Here is a 17,088-nt window from a genome sequence, read left to right on the forward strand (position 1 = left end):
CTACTCAAGTTTTTATGGTTCGGGTGTTGAAGAAAATGTCCAATTCAAGGTTGTCGTATACTCTGCTGCTACTTTATTCGTATTAGCTGGTACCGCTAAAGAAAACTGGTCAATTGCCAAAGAAGTATCCCCAGAATTCTCCCCAGCAGTTGCACTTAATACCGTAAATTCTTGGTTAAATACCTGAATAGCTAATTCATCATTTTCATAAGTGCTTGTTGGGCTTAAAGATAAGTTATTTGTAACTGAACCAAACGATAAACTTAACACTGCATCTGTCAATTCCACTTCGTCACTCGTTTGAAATTGTTCGACTTGTGCTACTTTCACCAGCCAAGTTCCTGTAAGATCTCCTCGGTTATCTCGAACGTCAACTGCCCCAGTTGTTGCAGGCGCTGTCTGTTCACCAGTCGTAGTAGCAATCCAGTTTTCCGGTGTGACGGTTTGAATTGGATGTTCACCAAAATTTAAATCAGTCGGAATCTCACTAGTGTAATCGAATTCCAATGCTCCAGGGATATAATTCACTTCACCTTGTGTCTGTGAGTCTGCCAAAACAAATTGACCAGAGAATAAGCACAGCCCTAACATCGCTAAGCTTGTAAAAATTTTCTTTTTCATAACAATTCCTCCTCCTTTAGCAATCTAACTAGGTGTATCTGACAACACCCACTCCAAAACGGTTTGGTAAGTTCCCGTCGACTTCACAGCTTCTTTTGGAACAAACAGTTGAAATTCACTCAGATTTAATAGAACATTACCTGGTTGCGTCGTTCCATTTAACTGGACAAGAGTTTGTTGAACGCCAACATTTAAGCCAACTGTCTGATTGGCAGTGCTACTAACTGAACCTGCAGGAAAAGTTGAAATCAGATCAGCATTTTTAATTTGTAATTGTGCCAAAAGTTCATTCGTACCTTGGTTCCATGAAGTTAGCTGCTCCACTTTTAACTGCCAAAATTTTTCTACCAATCGCGTATCACTAATTTGAACAACCCCTGTCGTTACTTGTTGATTTTCTTTAGCAATCAGTAACTCATCTATTTGCGTTTGAATGGTATGTTCACCAAAATCCAAATCACTTGGAAGCAATGCCGTTTCCATATCTAATGATCCTGCAGAAAAATAAATGGCTGTCTGCGCAACAGATTCTTCTAGTTGGATCAACGTTTCATCTGTCTGGATAAACATTCCTGAAAAATTTGCAACATAATCACTTGTAATCGCAGGCGAAGAAATTAAAAAAGGGAATGATGCTTGCGTATTTCCCAAAATTGAGCCTGCTACCAACGCACGACTATCCGCAGAAGTCGGTGAATTCAAGTTATTAATCAATTGATTCAACGCCGTTGTAAACGGTGTTAATAACACTCCTAAAACCGTTCCAATTAGAGGAATTGCCGTGACAACAGTCAATAGATTTTGAACACGATTTTTTAACGTGGTAGCTAAAATCGGTAATAACCCTTGACTAATAGCTACTCCAAATTGTGTGCTAGTTCTTGGGGTAATCGCAAGAGACAAATTTTGACTACCAAAATTTTCCGAGGTTAATTCCGTTAATGCTTGGTTCACAGCCGTTTTATTTGCTGCAGAGACCAGTGGCGAATTAACGATCAGAGAAATTACTGAACTGATTGTCGGCATCAATACTTGTAAAGGGGATTGGCTCAAAGGAACAGTCACCGTCGTCTGTACAGTTGCAGGCCCGTTAACTTGAACATAACCAATCATCTCCGTTGGAATTTCAAGTATTCCGTATTTTTCACTCGTTGTAATCGCTCCAATACCTACGCCATCTTCTCCCGTAAGCACAAAAGTAACTGGCGTATTTTCCACATGCAAAAATGGTTCTTCTACCGTGGTTTGGCTGTTATTTGAAAGTGTCGTTGTCCCAAATAGTTCTAAAGAAAGTGCATGAACGACATAAGTCTGACTTAAAATAATCCAAACCAAACAGAAAGTCATTCCAAGTATTTGCCAAACTTTTTTTCTTTGAAAAAAGCACATCTAACCCCCTCCCTCGCATCAATTTGAACTCAATCAATGAACCTTTTGACTATTGAAATTTCTCCCTAAACTACGGATATACTGATCAATTTGCTGAAAATCGCTTCCTGTTACTGAGCCTTTAGCTAAAATCAAACTATCATCACTCAGTAGCGCTTCCAATTGATTGGATAATTCTTTTAACGTAGCAAACCAGTGAAACTTCGGATCGTTTTGTTGCTCCAAAGCAAAGATTTCTTTGAACTGTTCCCCATAGCCAAAGATATAATCAGCGTCGGCATCTTCCATATCTTTTTTGATTGCAAGATGAACAGATTTCGCTGCATCTCCTAAATCAGCAATTTGTCCTAAAATCAGAAAACTTTTTCCTAAATAATAAGGACGTACATCATTAAAATAACCAATCGCATTTCTCATAGCCGGTAATGAAGCGTTGTGGGTGTCATCAATAAACGTAACTTTTTTTTGTGGTGCAATCGTTATTGATGATTTTTCTAAAATTTTGTGTAGTGGTCTAAATGTCTCAAATTTTCTAAGGTACGGCTTGATCGTCCCTTCCACCTCGTGAACCACTAGTAACGTTGCTAAGGCATTGGAAATCATCCCAGCAGAAGAAACTGTTAAATTGACAGCCATTTCTTCGCCTAAAAAAGAAATCACTAACTCACAGTATTCTCTTTTTTGTTGCCAGTGTTTGACATAGACATCAGCTAGTGAATCTTGTAATGAATAAGTGTAGATTTTCGCCTCTCTTTTTCTGGCGCCATCAACTAAAATAGTGAACTCTTCTCGTCCCATATCTTTATTGATAATTGCCGTTCCACCTTTTTTTAACCCTTCAAAAATCTTGGCTTTGTGAATTGCTACACCTTTTGTATCCTTCAACGAGCTAAGATGTGCTTCACCAATTGAGGTCACCAACGCAATATCTGGTTCAATCAACTTTGACATAGAACCAGTATCATAGGAATTCAATGCATTTACTGAAACTTCTAAATTAAAAACTTCTGGATCAGTTAATAACTTGCTCATATACAGCGGGACCGCAAAACGTACATTGTGATTTCCTCGGTTTTCTAATACTTTCTTTTCTTTAAATAAATGAGAAATCATCATTCGCGTCGATGTTTTTCCCGCAGAGCCGGTAATGGCAATCACTGGTTTAGTAAAACCTGCTCGCAGCTTAGCTGACAAGTTCAATAGAAATTCCCAACTATTCGGAACGATAAACTGTGGAACCTGAACTGTCTCATCTGTGATTGGATGTTCCGTTACAATCAAGCCAAACTCATTTTCTCTTCCAGCAATTTGTTCATTGCCATCTAGCCATTTAACTGGTTTTCGATTAATATAATTTCTTCTTTCAGGCGTGATACAAACAAAAATCGTTGAAGAATAATCATGGTGTTTCTTTAAGTGTCCTGAGAAATATTCTAAATCTGTTATTTCTTGATCCAAATTTTCATACTCTCTGAAATAATTTCCTTCGATTTCCGTTAGCAATGTTCGAATGGTCGTCATTTTTTCACCCCACCTTCTTCATTTATCGGTTACCAGCGACCACGTCTTGGACGTGCCTGGTTCACATATCTGGTTGCTGTTTTTTTAATTCTTTCAGGTGAATCATTCTGGTCGTTTTCCCAAGGATACAAGCCATTTTCATCTTTCTCATACCCAGTTAGATCTGCTGGAGGCTGCTGACCTTTCCGCTCTTTTTTCCGGCGTACCTTAAAAATAAAATAAGATAACCCAATCAAAGATAACGCAATAAAACGAATCGTTCCAACCATTAGAATCCCTCCTCTTTATTGGTATGCATTCGATAATTGATCAAGCCTGACAGAAAGTGCTCCGCATCGTCAATTCGCATTCGAAAACGGTCATGTCGGGCAAAAAAACCATAACAAACAACAGCCGGCTGTTTAAAAAATTGCGCAAATTCTGGGAACATCACACCTGTTGTTATTTCATGTAAAGCTCTCTTTTCCATCACCTGATTAATTCTAGATTTTGCTTGAAAAAAATCTTCATCTAATGGAAAGATTTCTTTTCTAAATGGACTCACTTCTAATTTAGTCATCATTTTTGATGCTGCGACTAACAATTCCAACATGGTTGGATAAGCAGTATCACGTTTATCAATGAAATTGATATTTTCCAGAGCGTTTTTTAGCCCAAATTGATAATATTCCTTTTTCTGTTGATATTTCAGTAATTCATTTGTCGCATAGCTTAACCAATGGTCGTGATATTTTTGATAATTATTAGCAACGAACTGTGCCATTAGACCTTCGCAGATTGCCAAAATTTCTTGCTGTTTCAAAACCTCATAAGCACGTAACAACGCAAACAAAATTTCACCGTCATAGTAAACGATTCGGAATTGCTCTTTCACTTGCAATTGACCATCCAGCACATGAATTGTTTTCTTTTCTGCTGTTAAAAACTTATCTTCAACTACTCGAATCAGCTCTTGTAAAAAGGAATGAAACTGTTCGTCTTGAGTTAGCTCAACATACTTGGAAACAGCGAGTATCGCCGTTGCTTGTGCGCCTAGCTTATACTCCACATCTTTTGTTAGTTGCTCTTTAATGAAGAGATAATCATCGAGTTCAACTGTTAAGTGTTCCATCCCCCAGAGCAATCCATCTTTTACTGATGCCAGCATCTTTTGATCGGAAAAGTATTCGGCTGCTTCTGCCAACGCATATAAGGAAGAAAAATGTCGAACTGAATTATAGCCTTTAATTGGTTGATCATAGCAGGGATAATAGCCATAAATAAATTTTCCAGTAGAAGTTAACTGATTTTCTAAATAACTACTCCCTTTAGCAATAGCCAAGTCTGTCATTTGTGCTAAATTTTCTCGAGAAATTTCCCGTATTCGATTCCCATTTCCATAGTCCTTAATCGGTAAAAGTTGCCCCTCCTCAAAGTAATAGGACTTCGTTTCAAACAAATAAAAGTCCGAGCGCTGTAAGTAACTTAGATCTTGTTCATTTCTCCCGTATTTTCGTTTGACATAACCACGGTAGTTTTGTTCATCAATTTGTAAATCTGGAAGATTTCTTCCTACTTTATGTGCTTTACTTGGTTTCAAAATTGCATTAGCAACAAGTTCTTCCATTAAGAAGCTTCGTTTTCGTAAACCATCGATCCTGACATTAAAATCAACGTAGTTATTTCGGCGAACTTTTTTTAAACCTGCTAAAAACTGGGTAAAATCGATTTTTGTTTCTTTTGTCAAAATATCAATTCTTAAATAAGGAGCTTGATTGAATTGATTGATTTTATATGCGGATAAAAAGTTGTTCCAGATTGTCTTGAAATTGTTGCCATAAAATTCAATGACTCGTCCGCGTTCACTAAAATCACCGGTGCTAACAATCAGCAGTTTATTAGTCGCACTCGTTTCAACTTGATCAATGATTTCTTTGATTGAAGCCAAACTATTTTCGGTCGTCTGAACAAACATATCCTCACCTCATGAAAGATTGATGAAGAGAATGCTCCCTTCATCAATCTATTTTATTTTCCTACTTAGCTTTATTTATTCTTTTTTCCTTTGCGAAGTTTCCAAATCCCTAGTCCAGAAATAAACGCTGTTAATGCTCCTAGTAATGAGGTTGAAGCACTTGTTTGATCAGATGTTTTCGGATAAGTTTTTGGACTCGTCTTCGGTGTCGCTCCAATTCCAGTCCCACCTTTACCACTTGGTGGATAACGGTCATTACCAAGTTGAAGCGGTAATTTTGGTGTCGGTCCTGTTTGCTTAACTGGAGTAGGATCATCATCGTCGGCATCGGCATCCGCATCTGCGTCAGCATCTGCATCAGCGTCAGCATCAGCGTCGGCATCCGCATCTGCATCAGCATCAGCATCAGCATCAGCGTCGGCGTCGGCGTCGGCATCTGCATCCGCGTCGGCGTCCGCATCGGCATCTGCGTCGGCATCCGCGTCCGCATCGGCATCCGCATCTGCGTCGGCATCCGCATCGGCATCGGCGTCGGCATCGGCGTCGGCGTCGGCATCGGCGTCGGCATCCGCATCTGCGTCGGCATCCGCATCTGCGTCCGCATCCGCATCCGCATCGGCGTCCGCATCGGCATCTGCGTCCGCATCGGCATCGGCGTCAGCATCGGCGTCGGCATCCGCATCGGCATCGGCGTCGGCATCCGCGTCCGCATCGGCATCCGCATCGGCGTCGGCATCCGCATCGGCGTCGGCATCGGCGTCGGCGTCGGCATCGGCGTCGGCATCTGCATCGGCATCCGCATCTGCGTCGGCGTCAGCATCTGCATCTGCATCGGCGTCGGCGTCCGCATCGGCATCTGCGTCGGCATCCGCGTCCGCGTCAGCATCAGCATCGGCGTCGGCATCTGCATCTGCGTCGGCATCCGCATCAGCGTCGGCATCCGCATCAGCGTCAGCATCATCGTCGTCTTCATCCGGAATAAATGCTTGCGTTGGTAAACTTGGAATCTCATTCTCATCGTAAGCAATCAACTGAATTTCATCTAATGGATCAACGTCCTCTGAAGAAATTGGAATAGTAAAGCTTCCTGTTACTTCATCCGCTGGTCCTTCACCAATCAATACTCCATCTTTATAAATTCTTACTGTAGCACCAGGATCAGCCATACCCGTGACTTCATAGCCATCAGCTACATTTCCAGTCACCTCAACATTGTAAGGAGCAGTTACATCACTTGCCTCATAGAAAACCGGTGTGTACCCGTCATAATTTGAAGCAATGTCAATCGCCAATAGACTTGATTTAATCATCGTTGCTAAAAAACCTGCTTCATAGGGATTCGAGATGTCTACTCCCGCTGTCAATAAGTCTTGATAAGTTGGATCTTGGATTAGAGTTGGAATGGTCACGGTTGTTTCACCAAGCACACTGCCATCTACTAAATTACCAATCAATGCAGAACCTACGTTAACTAAAGCTAAAGCCGTATTGTAAGTGAGTGTAAAAGCTGGTTTAAGTGTGGCATTTAACGTTCCATTAACTGCCGCTGCTGCTATCGGGCCACCAACACCCGAACCCGTTGCTTGGAGTGCTTGCACAGCATTATTTAAGTCTGTTAAAATGTCCGTTAGTGATTCACGAATGATTACTTCAAGAACGCCTTCGAGTTCGGCATAGATGTATTCATCACCTTGAGCTTCGAGTTGCAAAGCAACATCAGCAGCCGTTAAATTACTTAGGTTATTCAATAAGTCTAACTGTGTATAAACTTGTGATAAATCTACTGTTGCTAACGGGTTAAGTGCTAGTGCGGCGTTTATTCCATTCACTAAGGTAGTCACCGCACCATTTACAACTGTTAGTAACGGATCTAAGGCATTCGTAGGAAGCAGAATTTCGGTTGAGAATGTTCCATCACCATTTGGCGTTACTAGTCCTTGCATTTCTTCTGGAATTGCTAGAACTGCTAGACGATTTCCTGGTAAAACACTTAAATCAATTCCACTATCTGCTGATATGATAAAATCAACAGCACGACTAGTATTTTCTAAAGGATAAGGGGCAGAGCTGGTGGTTCCACTTGTGTTAGACGAAGTTAAATTACTGAATAGCTGTCCGCTAATCAAATCTGCGTAAACTTCGTTCGTTTCAAGGGTAAAAAGTGGCGTAGCAATTGAAATTGGGGCTAACCCTAACAACATACCTGTTGCTAACGACGTTCCTACAAGCAAGTACTTTCTTGAGCGGCGCTTAGCACTTGCTTTTTGGTCCATTAATTTTCGGTAGTCCTTTTTCATGTTTATCCTCCTTTTTGAAACACATCTCCTAACTGTCCTGTCCTCCGACAAAAGAATAAATATGTGAAGTAGCTAACGACCTCCCCTTTATATTCGATTTTTATACCTAAAAGGTGCCTTTTTAGGTATTTTCATTCACTAGCAACTTAAGTTATTCGGAGTTTATCAAGGGTATATTATAAAATCTATTATTTTGCTCGTTAGTCAATAAAATAACCACCATTAAACGAAATTGTTACTTTAAGATTAAAAAATAATAAAAAATGTATTATAATATTCACCATAAATAGATAAAAACTCTTATAAAACAAATAAATCTATAACACGCAAAAAAGATAAAATATCATACGATATTTTATCTTTTTGTAGTTTTACGTTATTTTTTCTTATTTTTTGCGTTTGTCAAGTTACAAAAAACGAGAATTTTTAACGAAGTTTACTAATATTATCTATTTTAAATAATTTTTGGAGGAATAACTTATATGAATCAATTTTTTAGTTTAGAACGTCCGATACAAATGCAGTTGACCATTCTTGAAACACTTTACTTTTCAGAAAAGTCTTATTCTTTAGAGAAACTTGCTCACTCAATCTCATCTGACAAACGATCAGCTGCTCAATATTGTCAAAAAATCCAAGAATTACCAAATGCGATTCATTTTTCCAAAACTTCATCCTATTATCGTTTCTCAGGTGATGCAAAAGAGTATCAGCTCCTACGTTCAGATATCTTAGCTCTATCACCGATCTTCCAACTAGTTTACCAGTTAATTTTACTTTCTAAAATTCAAATAAACGAGTTCTTGGATTCACTTGAGATCAGTGAATTTATTTTGCGTAGACATATGACACAATTAAATAAAAAACTTGATCCTTATCAAATCCAAATCAAAACTAAAAAAGGAGACATTTACCTAACTGGAAAAGAAACGCAAATTCGCTATTTTAGTTACTTAGTTCTATGGGAGACTTATCAGGGCGTAACCTGGCCTTTTTCAACCATTGACTTTGAACAAACATTATCTGATGTAGAAGGTCTTTTTGAAGCTGTAGGTCAGCAACCAAATAAAATAAAAGCTCTGCAATGGTGCTATATTTCTGCCATTAATCTCTTACGATCCTCTCAAGGACATTTAATCGATAACAAGACATTACCTTCATTTACCACACAAATCTGGAAAGAATTTTCGGAAGAAGTGGAAAGCTTTCAGCAAGCAATTGGAGATAAACTTTCGGAAACAGAATTACGTTTTTCTTTTCTCTGGATGCAGTCAAAAACAAATTTTTATTTAGCAGAAAATTTTTTGGAAAGAGCGCTAAAGCTTCATTTGGCAAAACAAACTTCAGCAAGATTATTTTTGATTAAGTTTTTTTCCTATTTAAATACATTGAAACGAAATCAGCTTAACCATATCAAAAAACGTAAGCTGTTAAACGCAACCTTACTAGCTAACTCGATGCACGCCATTTTATTTCCGAACTTTTTAACATTAAATAAAGAATTTATTTTTGATATAGAAGAAAAACATCCAAAACTCTTAGAGGAAATGACGCGTGTCTGTACCGAGTTCAAGGATCAAGACCAAGCGCTCTATTGGTTACAACCTTGGATTTTGACGGAAGCATTCCTGATTATTGCTCCACCAACTTATTTTGATAAACAGGTCAATATCAAATTTGAAAGTGACCTTCCTCATTCACTAGAGTTAGCGACAATGAAAAAAATCAATGATTCTTTACGTCCGTACATCAATGTTTTTATGACAAATGATCTTGTGATTCAACCAGATTTGATTATCCGAACAACAGACACGTTACTTACCATGCCAAAATTTGAAGAAGAACCAACAGCTGTTACAATTTCCATCCAATACATTGAAAAACAAATCCATTCACTGGTTCACTTCATTAAAGAACGTTTTACTCCATAATCCATTTTTTCTATAAATATAAATAAAAAAGGAGTCATGGCATACGCCACAACTCCTTTTTTGCATGATCTTGTAAAAGAAGTCAACTTTTTTCAAAGTCACTTGTTTTTGACAAGATCGTTTTATTCAACAAATATTATAATTTAGTCACTTCAGCAGCTTGAGGTCCGCGTGAACCTTCAACAATTGTGAATTCAACTTCTTGGCCTTCTTCTAAGCTCTTGAAGCCATCTCCTTGAATTGCTGAGAAGTGTACGAATACGTCATCTCCGCCATCTACTGTGATAAACCCAAATCCTTTTTCATTGTTGAACCATTTAACTGTTCCGTGTTCCATAAGTGTATAGCCTCCAAAAAATGTTCTTGTAAGAATTCTTCTTACAAAAATATTATACCGAATTTAGAAAACGCTCGCAAGGCTGTTTTTCACTTTTTCCGGAATCAGTCAAAGAGAGAACTAACACATAAACACGTTATTTTGCTTGTTCAAACTGTTTATTTACTTCATCCCAATTCACAAGGTTCCAGAATGCTTCGATGTAATCAGGACGTACATTTTTATAGTTCAAATAATATGCATGTTCCCACACATCCAAGCCTAACACTGGTATTTGACCTTCCATCAAAGGTGAATCTTGATTAGCAGTTGAAGTAACAACTAATTTGCCATTATCAACAGCTAGCCAAGCCCAACCAGAGCCAAAACGACCAGTTGCAGCAGTTTTGAATTCCGCTTTAAATGAAGCAAAATCACCAAAAGCAGCATCAATTGCTTCTTTGATTGCTCCTGTTGGTTCGCCACCGGCATTTGGTGCCATAATTTTCCAGAAGAATGAATGGTTTGCGTGACCGCCACCGTTATTGCGAACTGCAGTTTTAATATCTTCAGGAATAGCATCCATATCAGAAATTAATTCTTCTACTGATTTTTCGCCAAGTTCTGGATATTTTTCGATTGCTGCATTTAAATTCGTAACATAAGTATTATGGTGCTTGTCATGATGAAGGTGCATTGTTTCTTCATCGATATAAGGTTCTAAAGCATCATATGCGTATGGTAAATCAGGTAATGTGTAAGTCATTGAAAATCTTCCTCCTCAGTAATTCTGTTAGTCTTTACACTCAAAAGAGTAACAAAGAGTTGAGATTTCTTCAAAAGTTATGCCTACGATTTTTGTTATTGTTCTTTGATTTGATCATTTGGTTTCTTTGATTTCATCGATTACCTCAGTTTTTTTGAAAATAAATAACTTACTGAATACATAGTTAGCCAAAACAACTAAAATTTGTGTAATGATTTTGGCCACATACTCGTTACTATGGAGCCCCTGAATTAGTAAAATCATAGCGCCCATATCCAGTCCATAGGAAACAATTCGATAAAAAAGAAACTTGCCAAATTCTTCCAGCACGTGCCAAAAACTTGGTGATTTAGAATGAAAAACCCAAATTTTATTTGTTACAAAAGCGAACAACACTGAACAAATCCAGGAAATCGTATTGGAAACAACCATGCTGAAACCAAATACTTGTAATGCCAACGCAAAGGTCACGAAGTTTACCACTGTTGCTAGTCCGCCAAAAAAAATGTACACAAAAATTTCCCAGTACCCTTTTTCTTCTAAAAATTCTTTGATTTGCAGATATGCTTTCATTTTTGAACCTACCTTATTAAAATTCTTATTTATCATACGCTATTTTCGCAAAATTTTCAGCCAGATTATCAAAAAATTAGTAAACAGCTTCGTTTAGCCATAAAAAAACAAGCAACTAATTTCTTTAAGAATAACATTTTTCTGATTGACAACCAATCGATCGTGTAATTTTGGCTCCTTCCCTTGTATTTCCAGCCATACTTCGCTAGAATTGCTGTTGAAGACAATACTAAAGAGGAGCTATTATGACAACAAAACAATTATTATTCAGTTCATTTACACAATTCAAAAATCTCAAAGAGGCACGACAAACTCCTTTTTGGAAATCAATTCTTTATCTCTTAGCGCTAAGTGTAATCATGGCTTTGCCAATTTCATTCCAAGTCTTTCAAGTTTTGGATAACATCAAGACAGATGGACAACAAATTGCAAAAAAAATCCCTGATTTTGAAATCAAAGATGGGCAATTAGATGCCCATGGCGCTGAAGGTTTCATTTATCAAACAAATTCCATCATTTTTACTTTTGATCCAGATGGAAAACGTTCTGAACATGACATCTCAACTGATTTGATGGGTAATTTTATCAGTGTTGGCATGCTGAAAGATCAAATGGTTATTGCCTTACCAAATTCTGGCACAACTACTTCTTTGTTGGGTAGCAATGAAATGACCTTGAGTTATTCAAATGAAGCATTAGCTAACTTGAATGGGAAACAAATGCGTGAAGTCTTAGCAAAATCAACGATTCCGTTTTGGATTAAAGCAGTGACTTTTATTATCACTATTTATCCAAGTTTTCTTAACTTACTAATTACATTAATTATTGCAAGCTTTGCCGGTTATATCTATGCTCGTTTGCGTTTGACTAGAGCAACATTCCTTGATTGTTTAAAAACAATGATTTATGCGATTACTTTACCAACACTTCTTTCCACTGTGCTTTTAATTTTTGTTCCAACATTTGATACAAGTATCTTCATCACATTAGTTGGGTTATTTATTTTCATTCAGGCAAGTAAAGGTTGGCCAAGATTTCAATTACCAAAACAATAATTCTATTTGAGCTATGACAGCTGTCATAGCTCTTTTTTTATTTGCTGACCTCTTCCTCATCAACTTACTTCAAACTTTTCATACTTTGCGCTAAACTTAAGACAAGAAAGGTGGTCAAATCTATGAAACAGCCAATCATTTACTCCACTCGTCCTTTTCGTGACGAATTTATAAAACAAATTCAGACATTTGCACCAAATTATCAATTCAAAACAGAGCTAACTCCTGCTGAACTCTCAAAAGTCGAGATTAGTTTAGGTTGGAATCGTGAATTTCAGTCTGAACTACTAGCAAGTAATAACTTGAAATGGGTTCAATCCATTTCTGCGGGTGTTGACACATTACCATTGGAAGAATTCTCAAAGCATGACATTTTACTTTCAAATGGTAGTGGTATCCATAGTGAATCAATTGCTGAACATCTAATGGGCGTTATCTTTGGATATTCACGTGGTCTTTTTCAGGCACAAAAAGCACAAGTTTCTCAAAATTGGCTTGGCTCATCTGTTCACTATCAAGCAATCCAGAATAAAAAACTGCTGATTATTGGTACTGGACGGATCGGTAAAATGGTTGCTCAAAGAGCAGAAGTTTTTGGAATGGAAATCTATGGTATCAACACGACTGGTCGGCCAGTAGAGCATATTAAAGAAACGTTTCCGTTAGCAAAACTTAAAGAAGTCTTACCAACCATGGATATTGTAATCAATATCTTGCCCTTAACCGAACAAACTAACGGTTTATTTAATCAAGAGTTGTTCACTTTCTTTTCACCAACAGCGCTCTTCATCAATGTTGGTCGTGGACCATCTGTCAAGACCAACGAACTAATTGATGCGCTCAAGCAAAAGAAACTAGCTTTTGCTGCGCTAGATGTCTTTGAAGAGGAACCACTCCCAGAAAACAGCCCACTTTGGTCAATGGAAAATGTGTTGATTACTCCACACATTGCTGGTTTGACTCCCCATTTTCAAACTAAATTTATGGATATTTTTCTCAAGAATCTTGAAAGTTATCTTTCAACACAGACTCTTGTAGTCAATCAAGTACAGTTGCTTTCTGGTTATTAAAATAAAGGTTCGCTCACTGAATAAAATCGATTAATCGCGTAATTTTTTGTTTTGTGAACGAAGCAGATTAGAGTTATTAGTCAAAAAATAACGGAGAAACCAATCAATGATTTCTCCGTTGTTTTTATTTTATTGTTAATCATTTTTTTCAAAATGATAGGCTGGTTCATCCTTTTTGGCGTCGTAATCGACAACTAAATCGTATCCTTTGAAGAACCATTCATCCGCTTCTTCAATAAAGAACTTCATGCCATCAATCAATTCTTCTTCAATGACATTTTCTGGTTCTTCAACTGATAAACCAATCGAAAAGCCTTCGTGTACCTCTGTTTTACCATAAACTTTTCCGAAAAAGCGAATGCCAAGATTTTCAGGTGGATTCACTTCTTTTTTGAACCATTCTTGTGCTGCAGGTGTTACTGTTAACTTCGTCAAAATCACTCACCCCTATAATTATTGATTCATTTTATCGTCAAGCATCTCTACATCTTCCGTTTCTCCAATTACTAATAAATTATCATTTTGACGGACAAACTCATCTGCTGCTGGAGAAACAACCACTGTTCGATCCACTCGACGAATCGCTACAACAGTTAAATCAAACCGTTGACGGAAATTTAGTTCGCCAAGTGTTTTATTGAAAAACTTAGGATTAGCTACTCGAATTTCAGCTAATGAGTACGCATCCGTCAGTTCTAAGTAATCTAAAATATTTTTTGAAACTAAATTATGCGCAATTCGAACACCCATATCTCTTTCCGGATGTACTACGCGATCTGCGCCAATTTTTTCTAAAACGCGTGCATGATATTCATTTTGTGCCTTCACTAGTATGTTAGGTACACCCATTTCCTTGACCATTAGCGTTACTAAAATGCTAGCTTGAATGTCTTCACCAATCGCCACAATCACATGGTCAAAGTTACGAATTCCTAACGAGCGCAAAGTCATCTCATCTTGCGCATTTGCTACCACTGCATGCGTAGCAATATTCATATATTCATTTACGCGATCTTCATTGCTGTCGATTGCCAAAACTTCTTGTCCTGATTCAATCAATGTGCGACAAATACTGCCACCGAAACGACCAAGACCGATGATTGCAAAATTTTGTTTCAAGTCATTACTCCTCTTCATCCTTATTTCTTTTCAAGTATAGCAAAGCCTTTTCAAAAACAAAAGGGGCGAGACTTAACCATGTTTATTTTCAAATCTTCTAAAGTGTAAAAGGATGGGTTTCGTGTCTACAACCATCATCATTATTAACATATTTATAAAGTCAAAAAACTATTTTTCTTTAATCAGTTATAAAGTATTTCCTGTAATCCAAGATTCTTTACAACAATTTTCTTACTTTTTAAAATTAATATTTCATACCTCAACATCACAAATGGACTTAAATATTCCAGTAATTTCTGAACTTTTCCATAAAAGAGTCACAAATAATCTTCCTAACATTTCATTGAAAATAAAATAACTAAAAATACATTTCAAATAAATCGTGTAGTCTTTATAAATATTTTATGTTGTTAAGATTAACATTACGTTATCCTAGACTATCAATCATAAGCTAATTTAGAACCAATTTTTATAATAAGAACACTCTATATCGTGTTAGATTCCCCCCCTCACTTCACTTTTGTTTAAAAAAATCGATTAATTAATATCAAAAAAAAAAATGAAAAAATCCATACATATTTAACTTAAAATGGACTAAAGATATACGTAACAATTGGAAAATATGATATGTTGTATATATTAAAAAAGTAAAGGAGTATAGAATGAACCAAAAATATTCTACACAAAAAAAATATTTTTTTCAATTGTAATATTAACGTATCTCGTCATGGTGCTATTAAATTTTTTAACCCCTTTAATTGCTGACGATCTACAATACATGGCTAAAACAGAAGGTTTTTTCACCATCTTAAATAATGAGTACACACAATATCAAACATGGACTGGAAGATCCATCGTCCATATTATTGCTCGTATTTTTTTATTAATGCCTAAAATTTTTTTCAATATCTTAAATCCATTAGCATTTATTTATGTAACTTTATTAATTTATATTTTATCTACTAAAAAGAGATACTCTATCTCTAAATATTTGGTTATTCTTTTTTCTCTGTGGTTATTTACACCAGCATTTGGGGAAGTCTTTCTTTGGGAAACAGGTGCAGCTAATTACCTATGGGGAAGTACTATCATCTTAACATTTTTAGCGATTTATCATAAACAGACAGTTTCACAAAAGGTAAAGTGGATTAATCCCGCCAATTGCGTTAGTATCTTTGCTTTATTCTTCTTAGGGTTGTTAAGCGGTTGGTGTAATGAAAACACTTCTGGTGGTGCTGTTTTATTAGCACTAGGCTATATTGGCTATAATAAATTACGACAGCAACCAATTCCAAAATGGATGATTTCAGGACTAATTGGTGCAGTAACTGGACTAGTCATTATGGTTAAAGCTCCAGGAAATGCAATTCGATCAACGTATTTTAATCGAAGTAATTGGTCTTTTACTAAAAAATTAGTAGAAGGTGTATTTCAAATCACTCAATCGTTACAAGAAAATGCATTTTATTTTATTTTGTTAGTCATGCTTGCTACTGTTATAGGCTTTATTCTTTTTAATAACTCAGAAAAATTAATTTTAAGTATAGGCTATATTTTTGCAGGAATTGCTACTATTTATGTATTAGCATTCTCGCCAACTGGATTAAATTGGGGACGATCATATTACGGTGGTGCTCTTTATTTGGTCATTGCGCTACTAATAAGTTGGCCAGATAAAATAGATAAAAAACAATTATTTTATAGTGGTACTTTTACTATATTAATCGTCTCTTTTACTTTTTCATTCGTACTTGGAACGATTGACATTACACTATCTCATAAAAAGATAAACGAACGATATGATTATTTAGTCCAACAAAAGACTCTAGGAAATTTAAATCCTGTTTTTGCAAATTTTGATGAAGAGAACCTTAGTAATTATCCAGCATACTCTAATCGTTTGTCCCATGTTGGAAAAGATAAAAAAGCCCAAATAAATCGTGCAACAGCAAATTACTTTGGTTTAGAATCAGTTGCATCTGTTAGTGAAAAAGACTGGCAACTTATTTATAAAAATGGTTCTTCGGAATTGATGAATATTGTTAAAGCAAAGAAATATTTTAGTAAGATTAATAATAGTAAATATATCGTTCTTCTCTCAGGAACTTACAGCAATGTGTCTGGTCAATATATTGATTTTTTAGTAAATGATCTAGTGTTTACAGACGGTGATGCTATCATAGGTTCTAACGTAGATCATTTACCTCTGGAAGGCAATCCAGTATTTAGCCAGAAAAAAATTAATATAGGAAAAAAACAAGTTAACATACGTAGTGGGCGTATTAACGAAGAAAATACCGTTTTTAATCAAATCATAATTGATAATGTTGACTATTCGAGGAACGGAACAGGATTAAATATCGTTGTATTAAGTGCGGAAACTCAAGCTATTTTGGATTCTGTTGCGATTGATACAACTGGGAACGTAACAAGATAAACTTATTGAAAAAAGAGTCCTTGGTTACCAAGAAGTACT

15 protein-coding genes are annotated in these 17,088 nt (G+C 36.6%); 4 read left to right on the forward strand and 11 right to left on the reverse strand.

Annotated features, from left to right (window positions below):
- Window positions 1-12: 12 nt before the first annotated feature.
- The 6 genes from IGJ76_RS08645 to IGJ76_RS08670 form a co-directional block, all read right to left on the reverse strand.
- Window positions 13-621 carry a WxL domain-containing protein gene (locus tag IGJ76_RS08645; RefSeq protein WP_067480775.1) on the reverse strand — a complete coding sequence of 203 codons (609 nt, stop codon included), beginning with the start codon at window positions 619-621 and terminating at the stop codon, window positions 13-15.
- A gap of 24 nt (window positions 622-645) precedes the next feature.
- Window positions 646-2,010 carry an adhesive domain-containing protein gene (locus tag IGJ76_RS08650; RefSeq protein ID WP_430596560.1) on the reverse strand — a complete coding sequence of 455 codons (1,365 nt, stop codon included), beginning with the start codon at window positions 2,008-2,010 and terminating at the stop codon, window positions 646-648.
- Between the two features lie 33 nt (window positions 2,011-2,043).
- Complete coding sequence (locus tag IGJ76_RS08655; RefSeq protein WP_075491218.1) at window positions 2,044-3,531, reverse strand: Mur ligase family protein; 1,488 nt, start codon at window positions 3,529-3,531, stop codon at window positions 2,044-2,046.
- 29 nt (window positions 3,532-3,560) lie between these two features.
- The gene (locus IGJ76_RS08660) at window positions 3,561-3,800 is read right to left on the reverse strand and encodes a hypothetical protein (RefSeq protein WP_067480764.1); all 240 of its coding nucleotides are present in this window, start codon (window positions 3,798-3,800) and stop codon (window positions 3,561-3,563) included.
- Window positions 3,800-5,485: a hypothetical protein gene (locus tag IGJ76_RS08665; RefSeq protein ID WP_430596561.1), complete on the reverse strand. Its 1,686-nt coding sequence runs from the start codon at window positions 5,483-5,485 to the stop codon at window positions 3,800-3,802. Before IGJ76_RS08665 ends, IGJ76_RS08660 begins: the two co-directional genes overlap by 1 nt.
- A gap of 71 nt (window positions 5,486-5,556) precedes the next feature.
- Window positions 5,557-7,782, reverse strand: a complete 2,226-nt coding sequence (locus IGJ76_RS08670) for an adhesive domain-containing protein (RefSeq protein WP_430596562.1) — start codon at window positions 7,780-7,782, stop codon at window positions 5,557-5,559.
- Between the two features lie 482 nt (window positions 7,783-8,264).
- Here IGJ76_RS08670 and IGJ76_RS08675 point away from each other — a divergent pair, with 482 nt between their 5' ends.
- Window positions 8,265-9,713 (forward strand): helix-turn-helix domain-containing protein, encoded by a 1,449-nt coding sequence (locus tag IGJ76_RS08675; RefSeq protein ID WP_082904049.1) that lies wholly within the window; start codon window positions 8,265-8,267, stop codon window positions 9,711-9,713.
- Window positions 9,714-9,849: 136 nt separating this feature from the next.
- Here the strand turns inward: IGJ76_RS08675 and IGJ76_RS08680 are convergent, their stop codons facing one another.
- The 3 genes from IGJ76_RS08680 to IGJ76_RS08690 form a co-directional block, all read right to left on the reverse strand.
- Window positions 9,850-10,050 (reverse strand): cold-shock protein, encoded by a 201-nt coding sequence (locus IGJ76_RS08680; RefSeq protein WP_067480755.1) that lies wholly within the window; start codon window positions 10,048-10,050, stop codon window positions 9,850-9,852.
- Window positions 10,051-10,186: 136 nt separating this feature from the next.
- A complete protein-coding gene (locus IGJ76_RS08685; protein ID WP_067480752.1) occupies window positions 10,187-10,795 on the reverse strand; it encodes a superoxide dismutase in 609 nt (202 codons plus the stop codon).
- A 114-nt stretch (window positions 10,796-10,909) separates the two neighbouring features.
- Window positions 10,910-11,368, reverse strand: a complete 459-nt coding sequence (locus IGJ76_RS08690; protein ID WP_067480749.1) for a GtrA family protein — start codon at window positions 11,366-11,368, stop codon at window positions 10,910-10,912.
- A 245-nt stretch (window positions 11,369-11,613) separates the two neighbouring features.
- Here IGJ76_RS08690 and IGJ76_RS08695 point away from each other — a divergent pair, with 245 nt between their 5' ends.
- A complete protein-coding gene (locus IGJ76_RS08695; protein WP_067480746.1) occupies window positions 11,614-12,423 on the forward strand; it encodes a DUF1189 domain-containing protein in 810 nt (269 codons plus the stop codon).
- Between the two features lie 122 nt (window positions 12,424-12,545).
- Complete coding sequence (locus IGJ76_RS08700; RefSeq protein WP_071868228.1) at window positions 12,546-13,493, forward strand: phosphoglycerate dehydrogenase; 948 nt, start codon at window positions 12,546-12,548, stop codon at window positions 13,491-13,493.
- A gap of 135 nt (window positions 13,494-13,628) precedes the next feature.
- Here IGJ76_RS08700 and IGJ76_RS08705 read toward each other — a convergent pair whose 3' ends face one another.
- On the reverse strand, window positions 13,629-13,928 hold the full coding sequence (locus tag IGJ76_RS08705) for a HesB/YadR/YfhF family protein (RefSeq protein ID WP_067480740.1): 300 nt from the start codon (window positions 13,926-13,928) through the stop codon (window positions 13,629-13,631).
- Between the two features lie 18 nt (window positions 13,929-13,946).
- On the reverse strand, window positions 13,947-14,612 hold the full coding sequence (locus IGJ76_RS08710; RefSeq protein WP_067480737.1) for a potassium channel family protein: 666 nt from the start codon (window positions 14,610-14,612) through the stop codon (window positions 13,947-13,949).
- Between the two features lie 691 nt (window positions 14,613-15,303).
- On the opposite strand from IGJ76_RS08710, the gene IGJ76_RS08715 reads away from it, so the two are divergent.
- The gene (locus tag IGJ76_RS08715) at window positions 15,304-17,049 is read left to right on the forward strand and encodes a DUF3329 domain-containing protein (RefSeq protein WP_430596845.1); all 1,746 of its coding nucleotides are present in this window, start codon (window positions 15,304-15,306) and stop codon (window positions 17,047-17,049) included.
- Window positions 17,050-17,088: the final 39 nt, after the last annotated feature.

Origin of the sequence: Enterococcus sp. DIV0175, assembly GCF_050529075.1 — a bacterium.
Classification (GTDB): domain Bacteria; phylum Bacillota; class Bacilli; order Lactobacillales; family Enterococcaceae; genus Enterococcus_B; species Enterococcus_B thailandicus.